24 protein-coding genes and 1 riboswitch are annotated in these 23,783 nt (G+C 27.8%); of the genes, 4 read left to right on the top strand and 20 right to left on the bottom strand.

Features of this window, described 5'->3' with window-relative positions; translation table 11 throughout:
• Nucleotides 1-250: 250 nt before the first annotated feature.
• Both ACRDBA_RS16185 and ACRDBA_RS16190 read right to left on the bottom strand, forming a co-directional pair.
• Nucleotides 251-385, bottom strand: coding sequence for a TetR-like C-terminal domain-containing protein (locus ACRDBA_RS16185; RefSeq protein ID WP_438574009.1), 135 nt, complete (start codon nucleotides 383-385; stop codon nucleotides 251-253).
• 154 nt (nucleotides 386-539) lie between these two features.
• A complete protein-coding gene (locus ACRDBA_RS16190; RefSeq protein ID WP_438573964.1) occupies nucleotides 540-800 on the bottom strand; it encodes a hypothetical protein in 261 nt (86 codons plus the stop codon).
• Between the two features lie 121 nt (nucleotides 801-921).
• On the opposite strand from ACRDBA_RS16190, the gene ACRDBA_RS16195 reads away from it, so the two are divergent.
• Complete coding sequence (locus ACRDBA_RS16195) at nucleotides 922-1,344, top strand: hypothetical protein (RefSeq protein WP_438573965.1); 423 nt, start codon at nucleotides 922-924, stop codon at nucleotides 1,342-1,344.
• Nucleotides 1,345-1,371: 27 nt separating this feature from the next.
• On the opposite strand, the gene lexA is transcribed toward ACRDBA_RS16195, so the two are convergent.
• The 5 genes from lexA to ybaK form a co-directional block, all read right to left on the bottom strand.
• Nucleotides 1,372-2,796, bottom strand: coding sequence for a transcriptional repressor LexA (gene lexA, locus ACRDBA_RS16200; RefSeq protein ID WP_438573966.1), 1,425 nt, complete (start codon nucleotides 2,794-2,796; stop codon nucleotides 1,372-1,374).
• Nucleotides 2,797-2,911: 115 nt separating this feature from the next.
• The gene (locus tag ACRDBA_RS16205; RefSeq protein WP_438573967.1) at nucleotides 2,912-3,466 is read right to left on the bottom strand and encodes a hypothetical protein; all 555 of its coding nucleotides are present in this window, start codon (nucleotides 3,464-3,466) and stop codon (nucleotides 2,912-2,914) included.
• Nucleotides 3,467-3,720: 254 nt separating this feature from the next.
• Nucleotides 3,721-5,169 (bottom strand): TrkH family potassium uptake protein, encoded by a 1,449-nt coding sequence (locus tag ACRDBA_RS16210; RefSeq protein WP_438573968.1) that lies wholly within the window; start codon nucleotides 5,167-5,169, stop codon nucleotides 3,721-3,723.
• Between the two features lies 1 nt (nucleotide 5,170).
• A complete protein-coding gene (gene trkA / locus ACRDBA_RS16215) occupies nucleotides 5,171-6,535 on the bottom strand; it encodes a Trk system potassium transporter TrkA (protein ID WP_438573969.1) in 1,365 nt (454 codons plus the stop codon).
• Between the two features lie 115 nt (nucleotides 6,536-6,650).
• Nucleotides 6,651-7,127 (bottom strand): Cys-tRNA(Pro) deacylase, encoded by a 477-nt coding sequence (gene ybaK / locus ACRDBA_RS16220; RefSeq protein WP_438573970.1) that lies wholly within the window; start codon nucleotides 7,125-7,127, stop codon nucleotides 6,651-6,653.
• A gap of 181 nt (nucleotides 7,128-7,308) precedes the next feature.
• Between ybaK and ACRDBA_RS16225 the strand changes: the two genes are divergently transcribed.
• Nucleotides 7,309-11,232 carry an alpha-N-acetylglucosaminidase TIM-barrel domain-containing protein gene (locus tag ACRDBA_RS16225; protein WP_438573971.1) on the top strand — a complete coding sequence of 1,308 codons (3,924 nt, stop codon included), beginning with the start codon at nucleotides 7,309-7,311 and terminating at the stop codon, nucleotides 11,230-11,232.
• 79 nt (nucleotides 11,233-11,311) lie between these two features.
• Here ACRDBA_RS16225 and ACRDBA_RS16230 read toward each other — a convergent pair whose 3' ends face one another.
• Nucleotides 11,312-11,968 carry a M48 family metallopeptidase gene (locus tag ACRDBA_RS16230; RefSeq protein ID WP_438573972.1) on the bottom strand — a complete coding sequence of 219 codons (657 nt, stop codon included), beginning with the start codon at nucleotides 11,966-11,968 and terminating at the stop codon, nucleotides 11,312-11,314.
• A gap of 165 nt (nucleotides 11,969-12,133) precedes the next feature.
• On the opposite strand from ACRDBA_RS16230, the gene ACRDBA_RS16235 reads away from it, so the two are divergent.
• Entirely contained in the window at nucleotides 12,134-12,994 is an 861-nt protein-coding gene (locus ACRDBA_RS16235; protein WP_438573973.1) for a S66 family peptidase, read from the top strand.
• A 100-nt stretch (nucleotides 12,995-13,094) separates the two neighbouring features.
• Here the strand turns inward: ACRDBA_RS16235 and ACRDBA_RS16240 are convergent, their stop codons facing one another.
• Nucleotides 13,095-13,721 (bottom strand): hypothetical protein, encoded by a 627-nt coding sequence (locus ACRDBA_RS16240; protein WP_438573974.1) that lies wholly within the window; start codon nucleotides 13,719-13,721, stop codon nucleotides 13,095-13,097.
• Nucleotides 13,722-14,091: 370 nt separating this feature from the next.
• Between ACRDBA_RS16240 and ACRDBA_RS16245 the strand changes: the two genes are divergently transcribed.
• Complete coding sequence (locus ACRDBA_RS16245; RefSeq protein ID WP_438573975.1) at nucleotides 14,092-14,880, top strand: hypothetical protein; 789 nt, start codon at nucleotides 14,092-14,094, stop codon at nucleotides 14,878-14,880.
• 40 nt (nucleotides 14,881-14,920) lie between these two features.
• Here ACRDBA_RS16245 and ACRDBA_RS16250 read toward each other — a convergent pair whose 3' ends face one another.
• The 11 genes from ACRDBA_RS16250 to ACRDBA_RS16300 form a co-directional block, all read right to left on the bottom strand.
• A complete protein-coding gene (locus ACRDBA_RS16250) occupies nucleotides 14,921-15,367 on the bottom strand; it encodes an MOSC domain-containing protein (protein ID WP_438573976.1) in 447 nt (148 codons plus the stop codon).
• A 4-nt stretch (nucleotides 15,368-15,371) separates the two neighbouring features.
• Nucleotides 15,372-16,343 (bottom strand): GTP 3',8-cyclase MoaA, encoded by a 972-nt coding sequence (gene moaA, locus ACRDBA_RS16255; RefSeq protein WP_438573977.1) that lies wholly within the window; start codon nucleotides 16,341-16,343, stop codon nucleotides 15,372-15,374.
• A gap of 13 nt (nucleotides 16,344-16,356) precedes the next feature.
• Nucleotides 16,357-16,833 carry a cyclic pyranopterin monophosphate synthase MoaC gene (gene moaC, locus ACRDBA_RS16260; protein ID WP_438573978.1) on the bottom strand — a complete coding sequence of 159 codons (477 nt, stop codon included), beginning with the start codon at nucleotides 16,831-16,833 and terminating at the stop codon, nucleotides 16,357-16,359.
• Between the two features lie 15 nt (nucleotides 16,834-16,848).
• Nucleotides 16,849-17,865, bottom strand: a complete 1,017-nt coding sequence (locus ACRDBA_RS16265; RefSeq protein WP_438573979.1) for a molybdopterin-binding protein — start codon at nucleotides 17,863-17,865, stop codon at nucleotides 16,849-16,851.
• A gap of 11 nt (nucleotides 17,866-17,876) precedes the next feature.
• Nucleotides 17,877-18,533 (bottom strand): molybdate ABC transporter permease subunit, encoded by a 657-nt coding sequence (gene modB / locus ACRDBA_RS16270; RefSeq protein ID WP_438573980.1) that lies wholly within the window; start codon nucleotides 18,531-18,533, stop codon nucleotides 17,877-17,879.
• A 14-nt stretch (nucleotides 18,534-18,547) separates the two neighbouring features.
• On the bottom strand, nucleotides 18,548-19,354 hold the full coding sequence (modA, locus tag ACRDBA_RS16275) for a molybdate ABC transporter substrate-binding protein (RefSeq protein WP_438573981.1): 807 nt from the start codon (nucleotides 19,352-19,354) through the stop codon (nucleotides 18,548-18,550).
• On the bottom strand, nucleotides 19,339-19,830 hold the full coding sequence (locus ACRDBA_RS16280) for a MogA/MoaB family molybdenum cofactor biosynthesis protein (RefSeq protein WP_438573982.1): 492 nt from the start codon (nucleotides 19,828-19,830) through the stop codon (nucleotides 19,339-19,341). The genes modA and ACRDBA_RS16280 overlap by 16 nt, the downstream gene beginning before the upstream one ends.
• Nucleotides 19,831-20,391: a molybdenum cofactor guanylyltransferase gene (locus tag ACRDBA_RS16285; RefSeq protein WP_438573983.1), complete on the bottom strand. Its 561-nt coding sequence runs from the start codon at nucleotides 20,389-20,391 to the stop codon at nucleotides 19,831-19,833.
• Between the two features lie 17 nt (nucleotides 20,392-20,408).
• Nucleotides 20,409-21,626: a molybdopterin molybdotransferase MoeA gene (locus tag ACRDBA_RS16290; RefSeq protein WP_438573984.1), complete on the bottom strand. Its 1,218-nt coding sequence runs from the start codon at nucleotides 21,624-21,626 to the stop codon at nucleotides 20,409-20,411.
• Between the two features lie 72 nt (nucleotides 21,627-21,698).
• A riboswitch (molybdenum cofactor riboswitch) is annotated at nucleotides 21,699-21,864 on the bottom strand.
• Nucleotides 21,857-22,354 carry a molybdopterin-guanine dinucleotide biosynthesis protein B gene (mobB, locus tag ACRDBA_RS16295; protein ID WP_438573985.1) on the bottom strand — a complete coding sequence of 166 codons (498 nt, stop codon included), beginning with the start codon at nucleotides 22,352-22,354 and terminating at the stop codon, nucleotides 21,857-21,859. Its footprint overlaps the riboswitch before it by 8 nt.
• A gap of 202 nt (nucleotides 22,355-22,556) precedes the next feature.
• Nucleotides 22,557-23,783, bottom strand: coding sequence for an NAD(P)/FAD-dependent oxidoreductase (locus ACRDBA_RS16300; protein ID WP_438573986.1), 1,227 nt, complete (start codon nucleotides 23,781-23,783; stop codon nucleotides 22,557-22,559).

A 23,783-nucleotide genomic window follows, 5' to 3' on the forward strand; every position in this document is an offset into this window, starting at 1 on the left:
CCGCTATTTAATAATCCACTATAAATGTTTTCTTCACTATTATATTTATCTTTTTCAGATTGTTCTTCTTGTTTAACTTTATTTTCAGCATCATTCTTAGGTGATGAACATCCTACAAAAATACTTGTAATTGCTATAACTGTTAATAATGCTACTAAAAACTTTTTCATTATATTATTCCTCCTATGTATCTTTTATTTAACTTATCTTTAGTCATATATTTTATCTTTTCCAAAATAACATCTTAGTATTATTTATTTCCGCCTAATATTCTTAAAAATTCATCAGCCATATCTTCAGGTAATTCTTTTGCACCATCTTCAATCCAACTCATAAGCATATTATAAAAAGCACCTGAATAATCAAAGTTGCAATAGCTGATTATATATCATTCTTAAATAAAACATTACAAAAACAATAATTATTAAAGGTCGGATATACTATTAAGCATATCCGACCTTTAACTTTTTGATTTTAATGTTCCAATTTTTTCACCTTAAAACCCATTAATATAATTAACACTTGTTTTTATTTAATAATTATTGATTTTCTTCTACTGTATTTTCTACATTATTATTTTTAGAATCTTGTGTATTTTGCTTTTTCAATGCATTTGGCGGAGCGTCTAAAGCTGTTGATTTACCAAAGTAATAACCAATTATCATACTAAAGATAGGAATAAATTCATTACTTTTTACAATTCCTCTAATGCTTAAGTAGCAAAATACTCCTGTAACACTTAATGCAATTATCTTTCTTACACTAAAATTATAACTGCAAATACTATCTATAATTTTCACTAAATCCCCTCCCCTTAATAAGGGTATATTACTTTAGATATAAATTTATTACTATTTGTTTTATTGCTCTAAAAATAAATTTGTATTATAATGGACATACTTTTTAAAATGAGGTGATTAAATGAAATTTCTACAAGGAACTTATGGTATAGATCTTCTTTCTTTATTTCTATTTTTTTTAGGCTCATTATTTAATATGTGGAAGGGTACCTTTATTTTAGGTTATGTCCTTCTTATTTTAGGGATTTATAGAGCCTTTTCAAAAAAGGAATATAAAAGAAAACAAGAATTAATTAAATTTATTTCTTTAATTAACTCTGTTTTTAAAAGATTTAATAAATCTATTCCTTATAATCTTCCTGTATTTGATTTAAATAACTTATCATTTATTTTCCAAAAGATAAGCTATTGGTTTAATGAAAAGAAGAATTTTAAGATAACTAAATGCCCTTCTTGTGGACAAAAACTTAGGCTTCCAAGAGGTAAGGGTAAAATAGTTGTTAGCTGTAAAAAATGCTCAACTAAATTTGATTTAAAAACATAAATGCTCGTCAAAAGACGAGCATTTTTATTATTGATTTTTTATTACTCCTATAGCAACTCCTAATATACTAACTTCCTTATTAATTAAAGGAATAGGTGTATATAGTTCATTTGCAGGCATAAGCATTGGCACTTCACTATTCATATTTAAGGTCTTTAATGTAGCCTCTCCATCTAAGTTGGCTGCTACAATATCATTATGGTTAGCAGTATTTTGCTTTTTAATAACTACTAAATCTCCATTGCAGATATTTTTATCAACCATACTATCACCTTTTACCTTTAATATAAAGCTTTCTTTTCCTTTTTCTAGCCACATCTTAGGAATGTTAAATACTCCTTCTATGTTTTCATTTATTTCTATAGGATTACCTGCTGCTATATCATTAAATACAGGAACATCAATAAGCTCTTTTTCTTTAAATGATATTCCTTCATTTAAGAAAATTTCCTTTTCTGTAGATGCCGTATCTATATTAAAGTCGAATATATTTTTATTTTTAATATTTATATATTTATAATTACTAATAGTATTAATAATAGATTTTTTATTAGTTGCTTCAAAGGAAGTTTTATAGCTAAAGGTTCTTCCTTTAAAATCCGCACCTAAGGTTTTTAACTTTCTTCCTTTAACTAACCATGAGTATTTTTCACTATGTAATTCACTATTAACGATAAATATTAAAGAAGAATGAGACTTTCCACTATAAATATCCTTTAAAAAGCCTATTTCTCCCTTTGTTAACTTTTCACAATCATCAATTATTATATGTGTATAGTTAATATTATTATTCTTTATATAAAATCCTGCAAAAGTAATATGATCATATTTATCCATATAACCATTAACCTTTAATTCTTCATTATAAAGTTCCATAAGCTTAAAAAGAAATTCTCTAGTAGTTGAATTTTTAAGAACTCTTCCCGTTCTTCCTTTTCTTTCAACTTCCATATATTCTTCTAAAGTAAATGCTGAACTTTTAATCCATAATACTTCATCTAATAAAAAGTCTTTAGTAGAATTTTTTATTAACTTAGACTTTTTACTAAATTCTTCAATCTTATCATTTAATTTCTCAAAAATAATATATTGATTTTTTTCATCTATATTAGATAAACTAATTTTCTTTTCTCTTTTATAAGCTGCTGAATAAGTGCTTATTAGCTTTTCTAATGTTGATATATTAACTCTATTTTTATCTAATGAAAATAAGGAATAAAAGTAATCTCTATTTGATTCTTCATCATATAGCTCTAAAGCATTTCTAGTTTTCGAGTAATTAGATGTAACTATTAATATTTTATCTTCCTCATAAATACAATAATTATTTTCTAAATTAATTGCCCTATAAATTGCTGAAGTACTTTTACCTGTTCCCTTTTTTCCCTTTACTATCTGATAACCAACAGATTTTTGATTTATAAACCTTTTTTGTACCTTTGAAAACTCCATCTTTTTTCACCTTCCTCCACAATTGCATATAATACAACATTTTTACTTATATAAATATCATATATATCTAATGAAAAAGTGTCAATTCCAAATATAGTAAAAGATATAATTAACCTTACAATTTTAAAATCATTTCATAATTAATACTACATGAACTATTTTTCAATAGGTAATAATCATTGATAATCATTTCATTAAATCCAAGAGATTTATAAAACTCTCTTTCATACGTCTTTTTACTTTTAACTACAATATACTTAACTAAATCTTCTTTTTTTATTTCTTTAATTAAAGTCTGTATTATCTTAGCCTTTACTTTAAGTGATAAACTCTCTCCTTCTAATGTATCTAAGGAAACTATTAATAATTCATTTCTTATATCAATTAAATTATCTATTATTTCATCATTATAAATATTAAAATCACCATTTAATATATTTTTCCTATAACCATAATGAATATTTATTTCATACTTCAATTTATTGCTAAAGCTAAAGTTTCTTGTAGTTAAATTATAATAAGTATGTCTACATCCTAACATCTCCATAGGCGGAAATTCATTTATTATTTCTTTATGCCTTAAGTTCGCATTATTAAGAAAAGCTTTTACCTTATTTTCATCCCTTAACTTTAACTCATAAGCAATTTTTTCAAGACTTTTTATTATCACAAAAATCCCCCCTTATAAAGATTCACCGCCTTAATATAATTACAAAATTTCTAAATTAATCTTTATAACATTTTGTAATTAAATATTAAGGTTATATCCTTAAAGGTATTAACGTTACTTAACCTTTATGACAATATTTATTAATATCTTTTTATTTTTTTAGAAATAAATAATTAAAAAACACCATTTTATATTATCACTTTAAATATAAGTATAAAAAATGTCCAAGCAATATTTGCTTGGACTTATGTATCTTAATAGTTTTTTTTCCAAAGTGATGCACTAAATAATATTAACATAGGATATATTTCTAATCTTCCTGCTAGCATACAGAATGATAATACTATCTTACTTAAAGGAGAAAAGGCTGCAAAGTTACCTGTTGCTCCTACTGCTTCAAATCCTGGTCCTATATTACTTATTGTTGCTATAACAGATGTTGATGTAGTAACTAGGTCAAACCCATCAAGAGATACTATAAGCATTGCAATTAATGAAATAACAACATATGCTCCAATAAATAAAAATACTCCTGATATTATTTCTTCTCCTACAACCTTACCATCTATTTTTACACTTTTAACTCTCTTTGGATGTAATATCTTATTTATTTCTCTTCTTATTACCTTTAATATAATAACTATTCTTACAGTTTTAATTCCACCACCTGTAGAACCAGCCATGGCACCCATAAACATTAAAATAGTTAATATAATTTTACTGAATGTTGGCCACAGATTAAAATCTGTAGTTGCATATCCAGTTGTAGTTACAATAGATGCTACTTGGAATGATGATTGTCTAAATGACTCACTAAAATTTCCTCTATTTAAAGGCATAATATTTATAGTAATAAATATTATCGCTACTGCTACAGTTAAAAGATAAAACTTTAATTCTTCACTTTTAAATATGCTTTTAACATTTCCTTTAACCATTTGATAATATAATGCAAAGTTAACACCAAATAAAAGCATAAATATTGTAATAATCCACTCAACAGTTGGATTAGCAAAGGCAGCTACACTAGAATTCATATTAGAGAATCCACCTGTACCAGCTGTACCTAGTGAATGTATTAATGAATCATAAAGTGATAATCCCGCCATCATTAATAAAACAGTTTCTATTAATGTTAATATGAAATAAATAATATATAATATCTTAGCTGTTTCCTTTATCTTTGGAACTATCTTTCCTGGATTAGGTCCTGGACTTTCTGCCTTTAATAAATGGATTGTATTAGAACCTAATGAAGGAATAAGAGCTAAAATGAATATTAAGAATCCCATACCTCCTATCCAATGGGTAAAACTTCTCCAAAATAGTATTCCCTTTGGAAGAGATTGAATTTCTGTTAAAATTGATGCACCAGTTGTTGTAAATCCTGAAGCTGTTTCAAAAAATGCATCAATAAATGATGGAATAGCTCCACTAAATACAAATGGTAAGGCTCCTACTGCTGATATTAGAATCCATGCTACCCCAACAGTTATAAAACCTTCCTTTGCATATATTGCATTTTTCTTTGTTTTTATCCTACATAAGAAAAATGCTACAGGTGCCATTAATACAATAGTTAGTATAAATCCTAATGCATCTCCATCACCATAATAAAGTGCCACTAATAATGGAATTATTAAAAGTAATACTTCGTATTTTAAAACATTACCTAATACCTTTAAAACTACTTTATAATTCATATTAGCTTTCACCTCCAAGGAATATGTCATTAATGTCTAAAAGGTTAGTATTTTTAGTAACAATAATAACCCTATCATCATTTTTAAGACAATCATCCCCTGTTGGTATTATTATTTTATTATTTCTAAGTATTGTTGAAACTAATAAATCATCTATTAAATTTAACTCTTTAAGCTTAATGTTTTTATTTAAAGTCTTATCACCTATTAGGAACTCTATAGCCTCTGCCTTTTCGTTGCAAATTCTACGTATATGTCTTATAGAAGATCCTCTTTTATTTTTTAATGTTCTAACATACTTTATTATTTTATATGATGTTATAAGCTTAGTATTTACTATTGAGTTTATTCCAACAGATGTTGCAATTTCGTTATAATTATCTCTAGTAATTTTAGTTATTATATTATCTACATTATTGTTTGCTGCAAAGATTGAAGCAATTAAATTATCTTCATCTCTTCCCATTAAAGTAATAAAGCTATCCATTGCTGTTACTCTTTCAGAATGTAAAAGATCTTGATCCATTCCGTCTCCATTAATTATTATAGAATCAGGAAGTAATTCTGTAAGCTCTTCACATTTTTCAATTTCTTTTTCAACTATTTTACAGTTAACTCCAATTTCCTCCATAGCCTTAGCTAAATAGTAAGAAATCTTTCCCCCACCAATAATCATAGAATTTTTAACTCTAGTTTTATACTTTCCTAATTTTTTGAAAAGTGTTTGTATTTCTCTATGTTCACCAATTACATATATTCTATCATCTTCATGGAATACATAATCTCCATTAGGAATTATAACCTCATCATCTCTTTCTATCCCACAGAAGATTACATTTCCTTTTACAAAATCTATATCACTTATTTTCTTTCCTGCTAGTCCGATTTTTTCAGTTACTTTAAAACCAACTAAATTAACTTGACCATGTGAAAAGCTGTCTATACTACATACAGATGGGAACTTTATTCTTTTAGCAATTTCTGTAGCTACTGCCTTCTCTGGATTAATTACAAGGTCTATTCCTATTGCTTCTGTTAAAAGTGAAATATCCTCATCATAATCTGGTGTTCTTACTCTTGCTACAGTATGTTTAACACCAAGCTTTTTTGCTGCTAAAGAACAAAGCATATTAAGCTCATCACTATCAGTTACAGAAATTAAAATATCTGTCTCCTCTATTCCTGCTTCATATAAAACCTTTAGGTTTGTGCAAGTTCCTTTAATACACATAACATCTAAATTATTATTTATACGTTCAAGCGCATCTTCATTTTTATCTATTATAGTTACATTGTCATGTTCTAAAGAAAGATATTTGGCTAAGGTGTACCCTACTTTACCTCCACCAACAATAATAATATTCATCATTAGTCTCCTTATTTAATAATATTTATTTTATATCTCTTAACATATTCTTTATGATTATACATTATTGTATAGGTTTCTACAAATATTTTTAAAGCTTATATTTCAATATTATTTATTTTTCTACTTCAGCAAATTCTCCTGCAATAATATCTATGAAATCTTTTACCATCATTTCTATTTGAATTCCTATTTTCCCACCACTAAAAACTATATTTTTAAGCTCTTTTGCTGATATATTAATAAATGTTTTATATTTTTTCTTCATTCCTATTGGTGAACATCCACCTCTAATATAACCTGTTACTTTTAATAAATCTTTTACATCAATCATTTCAATACTTTTTTCTCCTGCAACTTTTGCAGCTTTTTTAAAATCTATTTCTTTATGTACTGGGATTACAAAGACGTATATATTTTTGCTATGCCCTAGTGTAACTAAAGTCTTATAAACCTCATCATTTGTTTTTCCTATTTTATGTGCTACAGCTACTCCATCTATTTTACCGTCTTTATTATCATAACCTAAAACATTGTATTCAATTTTTTCCTTATCTAATATCCTCATAGCATTAGTTTTTACTTTCGACATCTTAATTACCCTCTTTCGTTTTTTTATATTTTAACATAAAAATAAAATACATTATTAAAATTCTTTTGCATTTTTAAATTAATTTCATTTTTCAAATATTAAAAATAATATTTGAATATATTTACATATTATCCATTTTTATGTAATAATTAAGTGTATAAAATATTAGGAGGGAAAATTAATGATAAGCAAAAAATTAAAATGTCTACTTTCAATGAGTATGGCTATGGGCATGAGTTTTTCTTTACTTGGAAATACAACTTCTGCTATTTCTATTAGCAAAAATAATTCTCCTCATTCTGTAAACGATACCCAAACCGAAAAGGTAAATATTGCTCCAAGAGGATCTGCTACTGCAAATTCAACTGAAGTTGGTAGAAATCCTTCTATGGCAATAGATGATAACACTTCGTCTCTTTGGGCAGCTCAAGGAAGAGTTTTTCCATCATGGGTTAATGTAGAACTAGATAAGACCTATGAAGTGGAAGATATTGAAATAGTATTTGAAAAAGCAACTGCTTTCCAATTTGACGTTTCTGTATCAGAAGATGGTACTACATGGACTAAGGTTCACGAATATCGTGGTGATGAAGCTATAAAAAATCAAGTTATAAACTATACTGGTTTAGCCAAATATGTAAAGCTTGACCTTATTGATGTTAAAAACAATTCTACTATTTGGCCTGCTGTAGCTGAAATTAAAGTCTTTTCTAATATAGAAGTAGCTCCACCTCCTGTAGATGGAAATAATATAGCTCAAGGAAAAATAGTATATGGTCGTGATGATAATAAAACACATAAATTAAGTGATGCTGTAGATGGAAAGCTTAACACATACTGGGATGGAGGCCAATATCCTTCATACTTAGAAATTGACTTAGAAAATGTTTATTCCCTTGATACTATTAATATAGTTAATTATGAAGCTGGAAATAGATATTATGAATATAGTGTTTATGGAAGCGTAGATGGTGTTAACTTTGATAAAATAGCTGAAAAAACATCTCACTCTCCTTCAACTTGGGAGGGAGATACATTTGATCTTAATAAAGAAGTGGAGGCTAGATTTATTAGAGTTCTTTTAGAATATGGTTCTGCAAATGAAGCTGCTCATATTTCTGAAGTAAGAGTTTATGGTGAAGAAAGTGGACAAACAGGTTCCCCTGCTCCTGAAATAAATATTCAAAGCTTTGAAGATACAGAATACGCTGCACCAGTAACTACAGAAGATACTATTAATGAAGTTAATGGTATTGTAGAAAGAAGATTAGGCGCAGAATATATTTCATGGTTTGACTTTGAAGTAGCCCAAAGCTTAGATGGATTAGATTATTATGAAATCACAAATGGGGAAAATGGAAAAATTAAAATAAAGGGTAATAATGGTGTATCTATTGCTACAGGTTTAAATTACTATTTAAAATATTACTGCAAAGTAAATATAGCACAAAATGGTGCTCCTGTTACTATGCCAGAAACTGCTCCAGCTGTTGATGGCTTAATAAGAAAAGATACTCCTTATGAAACTAGATATGCATATAATTACTGTACACTTTCATATTCAATGGCATTTTGGAATGATGATGAATGGCAAACTGAATTAGATTGGCTTGCATTAAGTGGGGTTAATTTAGTCCTTGACTTAACTGCTCAAGATGAAGTTTGGAGAAGATTCCTAGGTAAATTAGGATATGATATAACTGAAATTAAAAATTGGTTAGTTGGACCTGGTTATATGGCTTGGCAACACATGGCTAATATGAGCACCTTTGGAGGACCTCTTCCTGATCAATGGTTTGAAGCTAGAACAGATTTAGCTAGAACTATGCAAAGAAAAATGAAAACTTTAGGGATGGAACCTGTTCTTCAAGGTTATTCAGGAATGGTTCCTACAAATATAAAAGATAAGAGACCTGATGTAGAAATTATAGCTCAAGGAACTTGGAATGCCTTCCAAAGACCTTCAATGCTTAAAACAACAAGTGCTGAATACGAAGAATTCTCAAGGCTATTCTATGAATCACAAGAAGAGGTATTTGGTAAGGATGCTACAAATTACTATGCTACTGATCCATTCCATGAAGGTGGAATTACAGGTGGAATGTCTAAGGGAACAGTTTATCGAGAAACATTAGATTCAATGCTTGAATATGATAATGATGCTATTTGGGTTGTGCAATCGTGGCAAGAAAATCCAACTCAAAATGCTTTAGATGGTGTTGGAACTGCTGATAGAGATCATTTATTAGTCTTAGATCTTTATTCAGAATTAGATCCAAGATGGCCTGGAAGATCTAATATTTGGGGATATCAATGGAAAACCCCTGAATTTGATGGAACTCCTTGGGTATGGAATATGTTAAATAACTTTGGTGGTAGAATGGGGCTTCATGGACAGCTTGAAACTTTAGCTACTGAAATTCCAAAAGCTTATAAGGCTACTTCTACTGGTAAACAATCAAAAATGAAGGGTATTGGTATCACCCCTGAAGCAACTGGAACTAACCCTGTAATATTTGATTTAATGTTTGAAATGGCATGGACTGAAGAAGAGGTGGATATAGACACTTGGCTTAGAAATTATGTAGAAAGAAGGTATGGTAAAGTTACTGATAATGCTTATGAAGCATGGCTAATACTAAATGAAACTGCTTATAAGAGAAGAACTGACTACCATGAGGGAGCTGGTGAATCTATTATAAATGCAAGACCTAAGTTTAATGTAAATTCTGCATCTACTTGGGGATCAGCTAAGATATCTTATAATAAGATGAAGCTAGAAGAAGCTGTTAAATTACTTCTTGAGGATTATGATACTTTAAAGGATAGTCCTGGTTACCTTTATGACTTAACAGATTGTTTAAGACAAGTATTAGCTAATTCATCACAAGAATATTATAAGAAATTCACTTCATTGTATAATACTGGAGACAAGGAAGGTTTTATAGAATATGCTGATAAATTCTTAGAATTAATTAAATTGCAAGAGGAGCTTTTAAGTACTAATGAAAACTTCTTATTAGGAACTTGGATTGAAGATGCAAAAGAAATTGCCTTTGATGACTTCTCAACCGATATGTTTGAAATAAATGCAAGAGCCTTATTAACTACATGGGGAGCAGTTAAACAATCTGAAGGTGGGCTTCATGACTATTCAAATAGACAATGGTCTGGATTAACTGGAGATTTCTATTTAAAGAGATGGGAAATGTGGATAGATACATTAAAAACTGCTATAGAAACTGGTACTACTCCTCAAGGCATTAATTGGTTTGAGTGGGAATGGGATTGGGTAAGATCAAATAATGAATTTACTACTAAAGCTTCTGATTTAGATGTTAAGACTATAGGAAATAGAATATTTGAAGAATTCTCGGTAAGTGAGCTAAATAAACCAGATCCATTAGCAATTCCTCAAGGAAAAATGAAGGCTACTGCTACAAGCTCTGAGCCAAGTACTTCCGAAGGACCTGCTGAGTATGTTTTAGATGGTGATAGCGAAACTATTTGGCATACTAAATATAGTGGTGGTAAAGATGAGCTTCCTCAAAGTATTACATTAGATTTAGGTGATAATTATGTTATAAATAAGTTCTCATATTTACCTAGACAAAATGGAACAAATGGAAATATTACTTCATATGACTTACAAGTAAGTACTGATGGAGTAAACTTTACAACTATTAAATCAGGTACCTTAGCTAATGATGCTTCTGAAAAAATCATAACATTTGATGATGTAACAGCTTCATATGTAAGATTAGTTGCAAAATCTGGTGCTGGTGGATATGCTACTGCTGCTGAATTAAATGTATATAAATCTGATAAAGAAATTGTAGTAGAAAAACCAAGTAACCTAATGGCTTCAGAAATTGAATCAAATAGTGCTAACATTACTTGGTCTGCTCCAAAAGAAACTACTGGTTTAGTTGGATACCTAATTTATAAAGATGGTAAATTATTAACTGAAGTAACTGCTTCTACTACTTCCTATAATATAGAAAACTTAAAATCTAATAGTATTTATGGATTTAAAGTAGTTAGTAAATACTCAAATGGTCAAACATCTAATCCTATATCTTTAAATTTAAGAACTCAAAAATAGTTAAATAATTTATAAATTTATCCCCTAAAATAAGTTTGATTATTTTAGGGGATTTAAACTTTTATATCTAAAGCTTCTTTTATAGCTTCTTTTTTATTTCCTTATAATTTGGCATATATACACCTACGTAATTCCAGAAATCCTTACTGTGATTAGGATGTTCTATGTGTGCTATTTCATGTAATACTACATATTCTATACATTCTAAAGGCTTTTTTATAAGTTCTAAATTTAAGCTTATATTTCTTTTTTGTACACTACAGCTTCCCCATCTAGTCTTCATAGATTTAATAGCAACTTTATTGACATTCTTATTTAGTATTTTACTGTACATTAAAATATATTTATTAAATATCTCTCTAGCTTGATTTTTATACCAATAATTAAGTAATAGTGCCTTTTTTTCCTTATTATCTATATACCGTGTATAAAGAACTAGATCTTCCCCTTCAATTTTAACCTCTTCCTTTAAAGCAGAAATAACTTTTAATATATAAGGTTTTCCAAGATAATAATGAACTTCTCCATTATCCATACTAATATTAGTTGTTCTCTTATTCTTATCTAATACATTTTTTAAAGAATCCTCAATCCACTCTCTTTTTCTTTTAATAAAGTCATCAATAATTTCATCCTTTAACCCATATGGTACAGATAAGTGAATTGTCCCATCAGGTTTAACCTTTAAAATCATATTTTTCATTTTTTTACGTTTAATACTTATCTTGTCTTTCATTTATATCTCCACTTACTTTTTCATTTTTACCCATAATATGAATTTTACCTATTCTAAATAAACTTTGTCAAATAATACTTAATATCATTTATTATCAGCTTAATTTATATTCTATTTTATCTATGTTATAATTATTAAAATATTTATTAAAAAGGAGAGATTAGTATGCCTCTTTTAAAAAAGGGAGATTATATAGGGATAATTTCATGTTCTAATGGAATAGATAAAAAAAATGAAAATCAAATAAATCATCTAAAAGAAACTTTGATTTCTCTAGGATTAATTCCTATATTTGCTGATACCATATATAAGGAATTTTCTATTTTTAGTGGTAGCGCTGAAAAACGTGGAAAAGAATTAATGAAACTTTTTACTAATAAAGACATAAAAGCTATCTTTGATATATCAGGTGGTGATGTATCTAATGGAGTATTAGACTATTTAGATTTTGAAGTAATTAAAGAAAATAAAAAGCCTTTTTTTGGATATAGTGATTTATCTGTACTCTTAAATGCATTATATACTAAAACCAATATTCCTACATATCACTATCAATTAAGAAATTTAATTGGAAGCTATAAAGATAAACAAATTAAAGAATTTAAAAACACCTTCCTTAATAATAGTAATGAATTACTAAAGTTTAACTATGACTTTATAAAGGGCTATTCATTTAATGGTATTGTAGTTGGTGGTAATATTCGTTGCCTTTTAAAGCTTGCTGGAACTGAATATATGCCTTCTTTTAAAGATAAGATACTATTTTTAGAATCCATGAGTGGTGATGTGGCTAAAATGGCTACTTACTTAACTCAATATAAGCAGCTAGGAATATTTAATGAAATTAACGGTCTTCTTCTTGGAACCTTTACAGAAATGGAAAGAGAAAATTACTCTCCTTCTATTGTAGATTTAGTTAAAGAAATAACTAAGGAATATAACTTCCCTATTGTTAAAACTTGCGATATAGGTCATAGCTATAATTCTAAATGTTTAATAATTGGAAGTTCTATTTTCCTTGAATAATTAAATACTAATAATAAAAATGCTGAAGGATTTATTTAATCTAATCTTCAGCATTTTTATCTTATCATATCCTTATAAAATTATATCTTTATAAAGTACTTTATCTATCTATTTTTTTAACCTTAAACTTATTATCTCTTTGAACAATTTCTATTCCTAAACGTCTTTGTAACTTTTCTAAGCTTTTTAAATTATTTATGTACTTTATCTTGCCTCTATTAACTAATACTTCTACCATTTCTATTATGTCTTTCTTTTGATCACTAGCTAATCTATTAAATCTATCCTTTAAGTGCCAAGCATTAATATAGGTTAATGTTTCCCATATTTGTTCTTCTGTAATTTTATTTATATCCATTAAAACCCAAGTAAAGCCTTTTCTTCTTTGCCCTGCTGGATAAGCTTCCTTAAAGAATTCTATAAAATGATTTATTTTCTTAGGATCCTTTTCTTTTACAAGCTTTCCCAGATCAGCCTTTAATTGATTTTTTAAATACATTATAGTATTAGGCTTTACCAAGTTAGACATTCCTTCAATACTGCTATATATAACATTATAAACTTCTTGCATTTTTTCTTCGTTTAAGCTCTCTTTATTTTCCTTTATTACCTTAATACACTCTAATACAGTTTTCTTTGAATTTAATTCCTTATTATATAAATCTACTAGAATTTCTTTTCCATTTAATTCATTAAAATCTACTATTTCATTTGTTTCTAAGCTCATATTTTAACCTACCTTTATTAAATCAATAACATTATTATATCATAATTTCATAATTTTAAATATGCAAATAAAAGACTTATACATAAGATAAGTCTTTTATTTGCAAACTTATAAAACTGCTAATTTGACTCATAAAAATTCTTCATAAATAAAGGGTAATTATTATTTTAGACTTACAAGTCATATATTAACATTAATTATATTATATTCCATATACCTTTTTAAGTAAACTCTTATTACTAATTTTTAACATACTAGATTTTTTCCTAAATGATGAAACCTTTTAACCTCAACATAATATAATATATTAGAATGATATTTATTATAATCTAAATAAGGTTTTCAACTACAAATATAATGAGGTTTTATTATGAAATATAATTCTAAAATTAAAATAAATAATTTGTCTTTAATATTAATTCTTATTTTTTTATCTCTAGCTTTATATACAATACACTATCTGCTTTTTAAAAATATATATGCAACTATATCCACAGTACTTTTTTCAATTGCTTTTACACCACTTCAAGCTGTAATTAATACTCAAATTATAAATAAGATTTTAATTCAACGAGATAAGGTTAAAAAGGAAAAAAAATTAGAAATGCTAGTTGAAAATTTTTATTCACAAATTGGAACAGATTTACTTAAGCTTTTCACTAATTCTGATTCTAATTTATCATCAATCACAGTTATTACTTTAGATAATAACTGTCTAGAAGATAACTACTTCCAATGCTTATCTTCTGCCTTATCCTCTTATAATTACTCAATTAATGAATCTGATATTAATTTTGATACTTTATATACTATTCTTAATTCAAATATAAATGTTTTTATGGATCTTCTTAATAATCCTATTTTAGATGAAGATACATCATTTACTGATACTCTTAATTCATTAGTTCATTTAAAAAAAGAACTAGAGTTTAGGTATATAGATTCAAATCTAGATGAAAAAGAAAAACAGCACATTATGAAAGATCTTAATTTAACCTATAGTTTACTTTCAAAAGAATGGATAAAATATATTGATAGATTATCTAAACTATATCCAGATATATATGTTAAAGAATTAATTTATTCACCATTTCATCTTAAAAGTAAGTCTGAAAAGGATAATATGTATTTTTCATATACTGCTAAAACTAATCTATAATATAAAAAAACTCAAGTTACCTTGAGTTTTTTATAAGTTATTATAATAATATCCCTGATTTAAGAAGATTACAGTTGTCACCAACTTTAATTTTCCCACCTCTTAATACCTTTGCAAATATACCATTAGTTGGCATTATACATTGCCCTACTTGATAAAATATTGCACATTTATCATGGCATTTCTTTCCTATTTGAGTTACTTCTAATAAAGTTTCTCCTACTTCTAGTTGTTGTCCAACAGGTAATTTATTTAATTCTATTCCTTCTATTACTAGATTTTCTCCAAAAGCACCAAAGTCAACATTTGCTCCTTTTCTCTTAAAATCTTCAATTTTTTCTAATGCTAAAAGGCTAATTTGTCTATGCCATTTTCCTGCATGAGCATCTCCTTCTATACCAAAGTCAAATAGTACATTTACCTCTTCTACCATTTCCTTTGATGTTCCTTTTGCTTTACTTGTGCATATTGCTATTACCTTGTTCATTTAATTAGCCTCCAATTTCATTCATAAATCTTAATTCTTCATCTTTGTTTATTTCATCAAATAGATGTTTTTCTGGTTTATCATAAATATTTTCTTTTATAACTTCTCTTAGTTCTTCATCAGTAATACCTTTTCTAATTAAGTCTCTAAGGTTTACACCATAATTCCAATGTAAACATCTTTTTAAAAATCCATCTGGTGTAACTCTTATTCTATTACATTCACTGCAAAAACAACTGCTTATTGCACTGATAAATCCTACTTTTCCTAAGGAATCATTAAACCTTATGTACTTAGCTGGGCCATCCATAGCCACTCTTTGTAATTCTTCAACTTCTTTAAAATTACTTTTTATTATATCTTGTATTTCTACATTAGTTACAGGCTTAAAGCTTTTACCTTCACCTATAGGCATTAATTCTATAAATCTTACATCAATACTTTTTCTTTTAGTTAAATTAATAAAATCTATAATTTCATCCTTATTAATTTCTTCTACAATAACTGTATTAAGCTTAACCTTAATATTGAACTCTAGGCATTTATCTATAGCTCTTAATACTTTATTTAAATCACCATTTCTAGTTAGTTTTTTAAATCTTTCTTCCTTTAAAGAATCTAAACTTATATTTACACCCTTTAAACCATTTTTAGCTAACTCTTCAACCTTATCTTCTAAAAGAATACCATTGGTAGTTAAATTAATAGTGTTAATTCCTAATATCTTGTTTATTCTAGAAATTAAATCTACAATACCAGGTCTTACTAATGGCTCTCCACCTGTAATTCTTACTTTCTTTATTCCAAGCTTAGCTGAATTTTCTACAATTCTAATTATTTCATCATCTGTAAGCTTATTATTAAAAGATAAAAAATCAGTATGGTTTTCTTCCATGCAATAAATACATCTTAAATTACAATTATCTGTAACTGATAATCTTAAATAATCTACTTCTCTATCAAACTTATCCTTCATTCTTTCCTACCTTCTAGAAGTTAAACTCTCCACTTTTTCCACCTGTTTTCTTAAGTAAGTGAGTTCCTTCTATAACCATTCTTTTATCTGATGCCTTACACATATCATAAATTGTTAAAGCTGAAACTGTTGCTGCTGTTAATGCCTCCATTTCAACTCCAGTTTTATCTACTATCTTAACTGTAGCTTTAATGTTTATAGCACTTTCTTCCTTATCTATATCAAATTCTATATCACAGCTAGATATCATAAGAGGATGACACATTGGAATTAAATTTGATGTTTGTTTACTAGCCATAATTCCTGCAACTCTAGCTACACCTAAAACATCACCTTTTCCTATTTTACCTGCAATTATTAATTCTAATGTTTCTTTATTTACCTTTATTTTAGATACTGCTATAGCTACTCTTTCTGTTTGATTTTTAGCAGATACATCTACCATTCTTGCATTTCCACTTTCATCAAAGTGAGTTAGTATATTACTCATAATAATCCGTCCTTTCTACTTTCCAAATGAACAATGTGGAAAAGTACATACTGGGCAATCTAAACAAAGACCTCCATGTCCATATTCAACAATATCATTTAATGTTAATTTTTCATCAGCTAATACTCTTGGAAGAACTAAGTCTAAAACAGTTCTCTTTGAATACATAGCACAGCTTGGAACTCCTAAAATAGGCGTTCTGCCATTATAAGCAAGTAAGAACATCGCTCCTGGTAAAACTGGAGCCCCATAAGTAACTAGTTCTGCTCCTGATTCCTTTATAGCTGTTGGAGTAACATCATCTGGATCTACTGACATTCCACCAGTACAAACAACCATATCTGCGCCATCATTTATAGCCTTATTTATTTCTTCCTTTATTCTTTCTTTATCATCTGGAAGAATAACCTGTCTTAAAATACTACTTCCATATTCATTAAGCTTTCTTTCCATAACAGGTAAAAAAGCATCCTTTATTCTTCCATGATATACTTCATTTCCTGTAGTGATTAAAACAATGTTTTTAGGTTTTATTTCTAAAACTTTAATAAGTTTTGTCTTAATTAAGTTTTCTGCTTCTATAATTTTTTTCTCATCTATAATTAATGGAATTACTCTTGTACCTGCTAACTTATCACCTTTTTTAACTGGAGTATTATTATGAATAGTTGATACTATTATTTCTCCTAAAGAGTTAAGCTTAAGTAAATTTTCCTTATCTATTTTTAATAATCCTGTTCTCTCCGCATAGAAATCAATTTTACCTTCTTTTATTTCCTTTGATTCTTCTACACCTTCACCTTTTACAAGCTTTGCTAATCTTATAGCAGCATCATTTTCATGTAATTCTCCTTCTTTTGGTTCCCATACATAAACATTATCTTTTCCTAATGATAATAATTTTTCTATATCTTCTTCTCTTATAATATGACCTTTTTTAAAGGCTCTTCCTTTAAATTCGCCAGGTATTATTTGAGTTACATCATGAGATAAAATAGTTCCTACTGCATCTTGTACCTTTATCATCTTCATTTAATCACGTCCTAATCTTCTTTGTTTATTAAATAGCTATAAATACTAATTAAAAATACTGCCAAAACAAAAATAATTATTAAAATATTTATGGCTTCTTTATTATTATTGTTTTCTATAGCATAATACATTGCCATTGGCAAAGTTTGTGTCTTACCTGGAATATTTCCTGCAACTAAAATGGTTGCTCCAAACTCTCCAAATGCCCTTGCAAAGCTTAATAATAATCCTGTAAATATACCTCTTTTAGAAAGTGGTAAAATTATTTTTGTAAATACTTGAAACTCACTAGCTCCACATAATCTTGCTGCTTCTTTTATTTCCTTATCTACTCCTAGTACTGCAACTCTTATACTTTGATACATTATAGGCAATGTGACTATTGTCGAAGCTATAACAGCTGCACCTATAGTAAATATTATAGAAATATTTAAATATTCATTTGCTAGTTTACCTATAAAACCATTTCTCCCACAAACTATAAGGATTAAGTATCCTATTGCAGAAGGAGGCATAAACATTGGTAGTATAATTAAGGTTTCTAAGAATTTCTTCCACCTTGAATCCTTATTTCCTATAACTCTTATCCCTAGCAACGAAATAATAAAGGTTATTATAACTGATATTATAACAACCTTAACTGATATATAGGCTGCCTCTAAAATCATTTTCTTGCTCCTATTTAATTTATACTAAATCCATAATCCTTAAATATATTTAATCCCTCATCAGATTTAATAAAATCTACAAAGTTTTTACTCTCTTCATAATTTTTACCTTTACTTATTACTCCTATAGAATAAATTATCTTTTTATGAAGGTTACTTGGAATTTCTAATAATGCTGTAGAATTCTTTAAATCTATAGAATCACTTTTATAAATAATTCCTAAATCTACATCACCATTTTCAATATAAGTCTTTACAACCTTAACATCTTTACCGTAGACAACTTTATCTTCAACTTCATTCCATACACCTGCATTTTCTAAAGCCTCTTTAGCATATTCACCTGCTGGAACTGTATTAGTTTCTCCGAGAGCTAACTTCATATCTAAGCCTTTTAACTCATCTATTGAAGTAATATCTTTATTGTACAAATTATTTTTTACTACAACTAAAGCATTAAATAATAAAGGATAAGTGTCTTCCTCTTTTAATAATCCTTCTTCTTTTAACTGATCTATATACTTTTCACTTGCTGAAAAAAATATATCTACATCTGCACCTTGTGAAATTTGCTTTTTAAGTGTTCCCGAACCACCAGTATTAACATTTATTTTCACATTATTATTTTCTTCATAAATACCTTTTATTTTGTTAATAGGTTCCGATAAGCTTGCTGCTACACTTATAGTAATTTCCTTTTTTTCTTCTTCTTTTACGGTTGAACATCCTGTAAATAAAGACATAAATAAAGCTGTGATACTTATTAATGCTATTCTTCTTTTAGTAACATTTTTTTTATTACCATTTACTTTCTTGCACATTCCTTTGCAACTCCTAACAATATATCTATTCCATGCTTTACATCATCAAGAACAAAATCTAATGCTTCCTTACAAGCCTTTGGACTGCCAGGCATATTTACTATTAAAGTATCCTTTCTTATACCTGATATTGCTCTAGATAACATTGCCCTTTTAGTTATTTGAAGACTATAAAATCTAATGGCTTCACATATTCCTGATGCTTCTCTTTCTATAACTAATCTTGTAGCTTCTGGAGTAATATCTCTTTTAGAAAACCCAGTTCCTCCTGTAGTTAAAATTAAGTTAACACCTAAACTATCACTCATATACATCATTTCCTTTGATAACATTTCCTCGTTATCTGGAAGAACTATATATTTTTCTACCTTAAAGCCATTTGCTTCTACTATTTCTCTAATAACTTCTCCGCTTTTATCTTCTCTTTCTCCTAAATATCCTTTATCACTACTAGTTATAATTCCAACTGTGTACATTTAGCTTTCCTCCAATTTCTTATATTCCTCTATTGTATTTATATTTGAAAAATCTTTATCTAAAAACCCTTCTATAACATTATAATTTAAAGTTAATATTAATTTTTGCAATTTATTTTCCTTTTTAATTAAAGCTTCTTCTAATGTGTTTACTATATTCTTATTATAAATAGAGCATAATGGTTGAAGTCTTTCATTTACCCTTGGTATAAGAACATCATATTTATTATTAATAGAACCTAATATATTAAAGACTAAATCATTAATATATGGCATATCACAAGCCACACAAAGACAAAAATCATTTTTGCAGTTTGTTAATGCTGAATGGATTCCTCCAAGAGGTCCTTGATCCTTATGAATATCTTTAAAAACTTTTAAACCAAACTCCTTATATACTTCTTCATTATTAGCTATTATAATAATTTCATTAAAATCCTTACCTGCTTCTATAATTCTTTCTATAAAGGTTTTTTCTTCATATTTAAGAAAAGCCTTATTGTTGTAATTCATTCTGCTACTTTTACCACCTGCTAATATCGCTAAGGTTTTATTAATCATCTTATTACCAATCCTTATTAAAGTTTTATTATATCTACTATACTTCCTTTATTTAATCCTTCACAGCCTTTTTCTACTTCAATTAAGCAATTAGAGTTTAATGCTGAACTTAATATACCGTTTCCACTTTTTGTTTGAGTTATAGAAACAAATTGTCCTTCCTCTGTGGAATAATAATTTCCTCTTATAAATCTTCTTTGAGGACTTTTCTTATTTAATTCATCAATTAAAACTGCTTTTTCCCTTTTAATTTGAATTAAATCATTACCCGATAGCTTATCTAAGGTAGTTTTTGCTAATAGTTCAAAGGTTGTTAATGCTGCTGTAGGATTACCTGAAAGACTGATAACTATTGAATCTTTAACCTTGCTGCATAATACAGCTGATCCAGGTTTAATAGTTATTTTCCAAAATAATTTTTCACCTTCTATAAGATCTATTGCACTTATTAAAAGATCCTTTTCACCAACTGATGCTCCCCCAGTAGTTATAATCAAATCTACCTTGTTAGCTACCTCTTTTATTTCTCTTGCAATACTTTCCTTTGTATCTTCTATATGCTCCATTATTTCTACTTCATAGCCAAGTTCCTTTAATCTAGCCATTAAGCTATATTTATTGCTATTATATATTTTTCCTGGCTTTAAAATTTCTCCAATATCTATTACTTCATCTCCAGTGCTAAGTAATGCAATTTTAGGTTTTTTATATACTGTTATTTCATTTACACCGGCACTTGCTAATATCCCTATATCAGCATAATCAAGTCTTTTTCCTTTTTTAACCAAAACCTTACCTTTACTTATATCTTCGCCCTTAAAGCATACATTTTGATTTTCCTTAACATTACAGCTTATCTTAATAGTATTTCCTTCTATTTCAACCTCTTCTTGCTTTATAACAGCATTTGCTCCTTTTGGAATTGGAGCTCCTGTCATTATTTTTATAGCTTCATTTTCACATAAAGAGCTACTACAAACTTCTCCAGCATATACCTTATCTATAACATTAAACGATATCTTGTTTTCTAATGTAGCTTTCTTAGTATCTTGAGCAATTATTGCATATCCATCCATAGCTGATTTATTAAATGGAGGATTATTTATCTCAGATTTTACATCTTCTGCAATAATTCTTTTTACTGAGTCTATAAGACTTATCTTTTCTTTATCTAATTTTTTCACTTCTTTATTTAGTATTTCTATTGATTCCTCTAAAGTTATAAATTTCTTCATATTAATTCCTTTCATAAAATAAAAGCTTATTACCTTTAAATTTGGACATAGGTAATAAGCTTTATCTAAAATTTAGATATTTCTTATTTTCCTTCCCAAATGTGGAGGCAAAATCCTTTCGAATCAAACCCTGTGAATTTAATAATTCAGGTATATATACCATAATCATACCTAAAACTTATTACTATCTTAATAAGCTTTGACTTTAGGTATATATACTCCAGAAAATATTATCTATTATTCTCTTTTTCCATTTCTATAATATCTACAAGACTTTTATAGTTATCCTTTTCAATTACAGGTACACCATCAATATCAATAAACACATCACTTGCAATTGCAATTAACTTATCCCTCGGCGTAATTATTTCATTACTTATATCTGATCTAATCACTTCTATTTTTCTTAGGTTACTTTTTTTATAACCCTCAACAATAATAAAGTCCTTGTTATCTATCATCTTTATTATATCCTCTAAAGATATTTCTTCTTCTAATTCTTTTATCATCGCAAACCTATTTTTAGAAGATATAATTACTGTTTCTGAGCCTGCTTCTCTATGTTTGTAAGTATCTTTTCCCTTATGGTCTATATCAAATCCATGTACATCATGTTTTATTGTACCCACACTATAATTTCTATTTTTTAATTCTTTAATTATTCCTTCTATTAATATAGTTTTTCCAACATTAGATCCACTTCCAATAATATTAACTATCTTAGGCATAAAAATCCTCTTTTTAAATTTATTTATTGTTTTTAATTAAATTTTATTTACTAGTTAATTATATCACAATAATCGACATTTTTAATCATATTTTTTATAATTTTGAAAATTTTTTTCTTTTTTAAAATAGTTTTGTAAATATAATATGAAATAAGTATTGTAACCTTACGGCTACAATACTTATTTAGATTTATTCCCATTTCTACTTGTAACTATACTCGAAGTTTTGTTCAATATTAAAAAAGTCAGAATAATCTATATCAAATAATGATTTTTTAACCTTAGACACATCTATACATTCTTTTATAAGCTGAGTTAACACACCAGCATAAGATAAATCTCCCTGAAGAATAGCCCCATAAATCTTACCATCCTTATGAATTACCTTTTTGTAGTTTCCATCTCTCTTTTCTACTTCTACTACATAGCTTTCATCTTCAGCTTCTACCATACCTAATGACATTGTAGGAACTCCAACAAAATTCATTGTATTTTTGCTTCCAAAGAAATCTGTCATTATAGTGTTATGTCCAAGCATATTGCTAGCTGCAACTATTCCCTCTTTTACAGCCGTTGGCCATATAGGGTTTCTTCCTGATACATCGCCAGCACCATAAATATTTTCTATATTAGTTTCACCCTTTTCGTTTATTAAAAGACCAAATCTATCAGTTTCAATAGTAGAGTTAGTTAAGAATCCAACATTTGATCTAACACCAGTAGCTACTATAACAAGTTCACATAGAACTTCTTCACCTGTGTTTAATAATAATGCTTTAGGATTTTTATCTTCATCAACTATAAGCTTTTCTGCCTTAACATTAAGCTTTAGATTAACTCCTGCTTCTTTAAACTTAGTTTCATAAGTAGCTGAAGCTTCCTTATCTAATTGTAGTGGAAGAACCTTTTCGCTCATTTCAACTAAAGATATATTAAGACCTAAATCTAATAATCCACTTACAGCATCTATACCAACAAGACCTGCTCCAAGCACAACTACGTTTTTAATTTGAGTTGTTTGTTCTTTAATTAATATAGCATCTTCTAAGTTTCTTAATCCTACTACATTTTTGGCTTCTCTTAAGTTTTCTATTGGTGGAATAAATGCTGAAGCACCACTTGCAATAAGAAGTTTATCATAGCTTACAACTTCACCATTTGAAAGAATTAAATTATTTTCATTTTCTTTTATATCTAAAACTGAAATACCTTTAATCCAATTTATATTGTTTTTTTCAAAGAAGTCTTTTTCAGAAAAATCTAGCCCTTCTATATTTCTGTGATTTGAAATATAGTGATGTAATATACATCTTGAGTAAACTTCAGTATCTTTAGAAATTAATACTATTTCAGCATCTTTATCAAGCTTTCTTAGAGTTTTTGCTCCACTTATTCCAGCTGCCGAAGCACCTATAACTACATATTTCAT

The organism is Clostridium sp., assembly GCF_051654825.1.
Lineage (GTDB): Bacteria > Bacillota > Clostridia > Clostridiales > Clostridiaceae > Clostridium.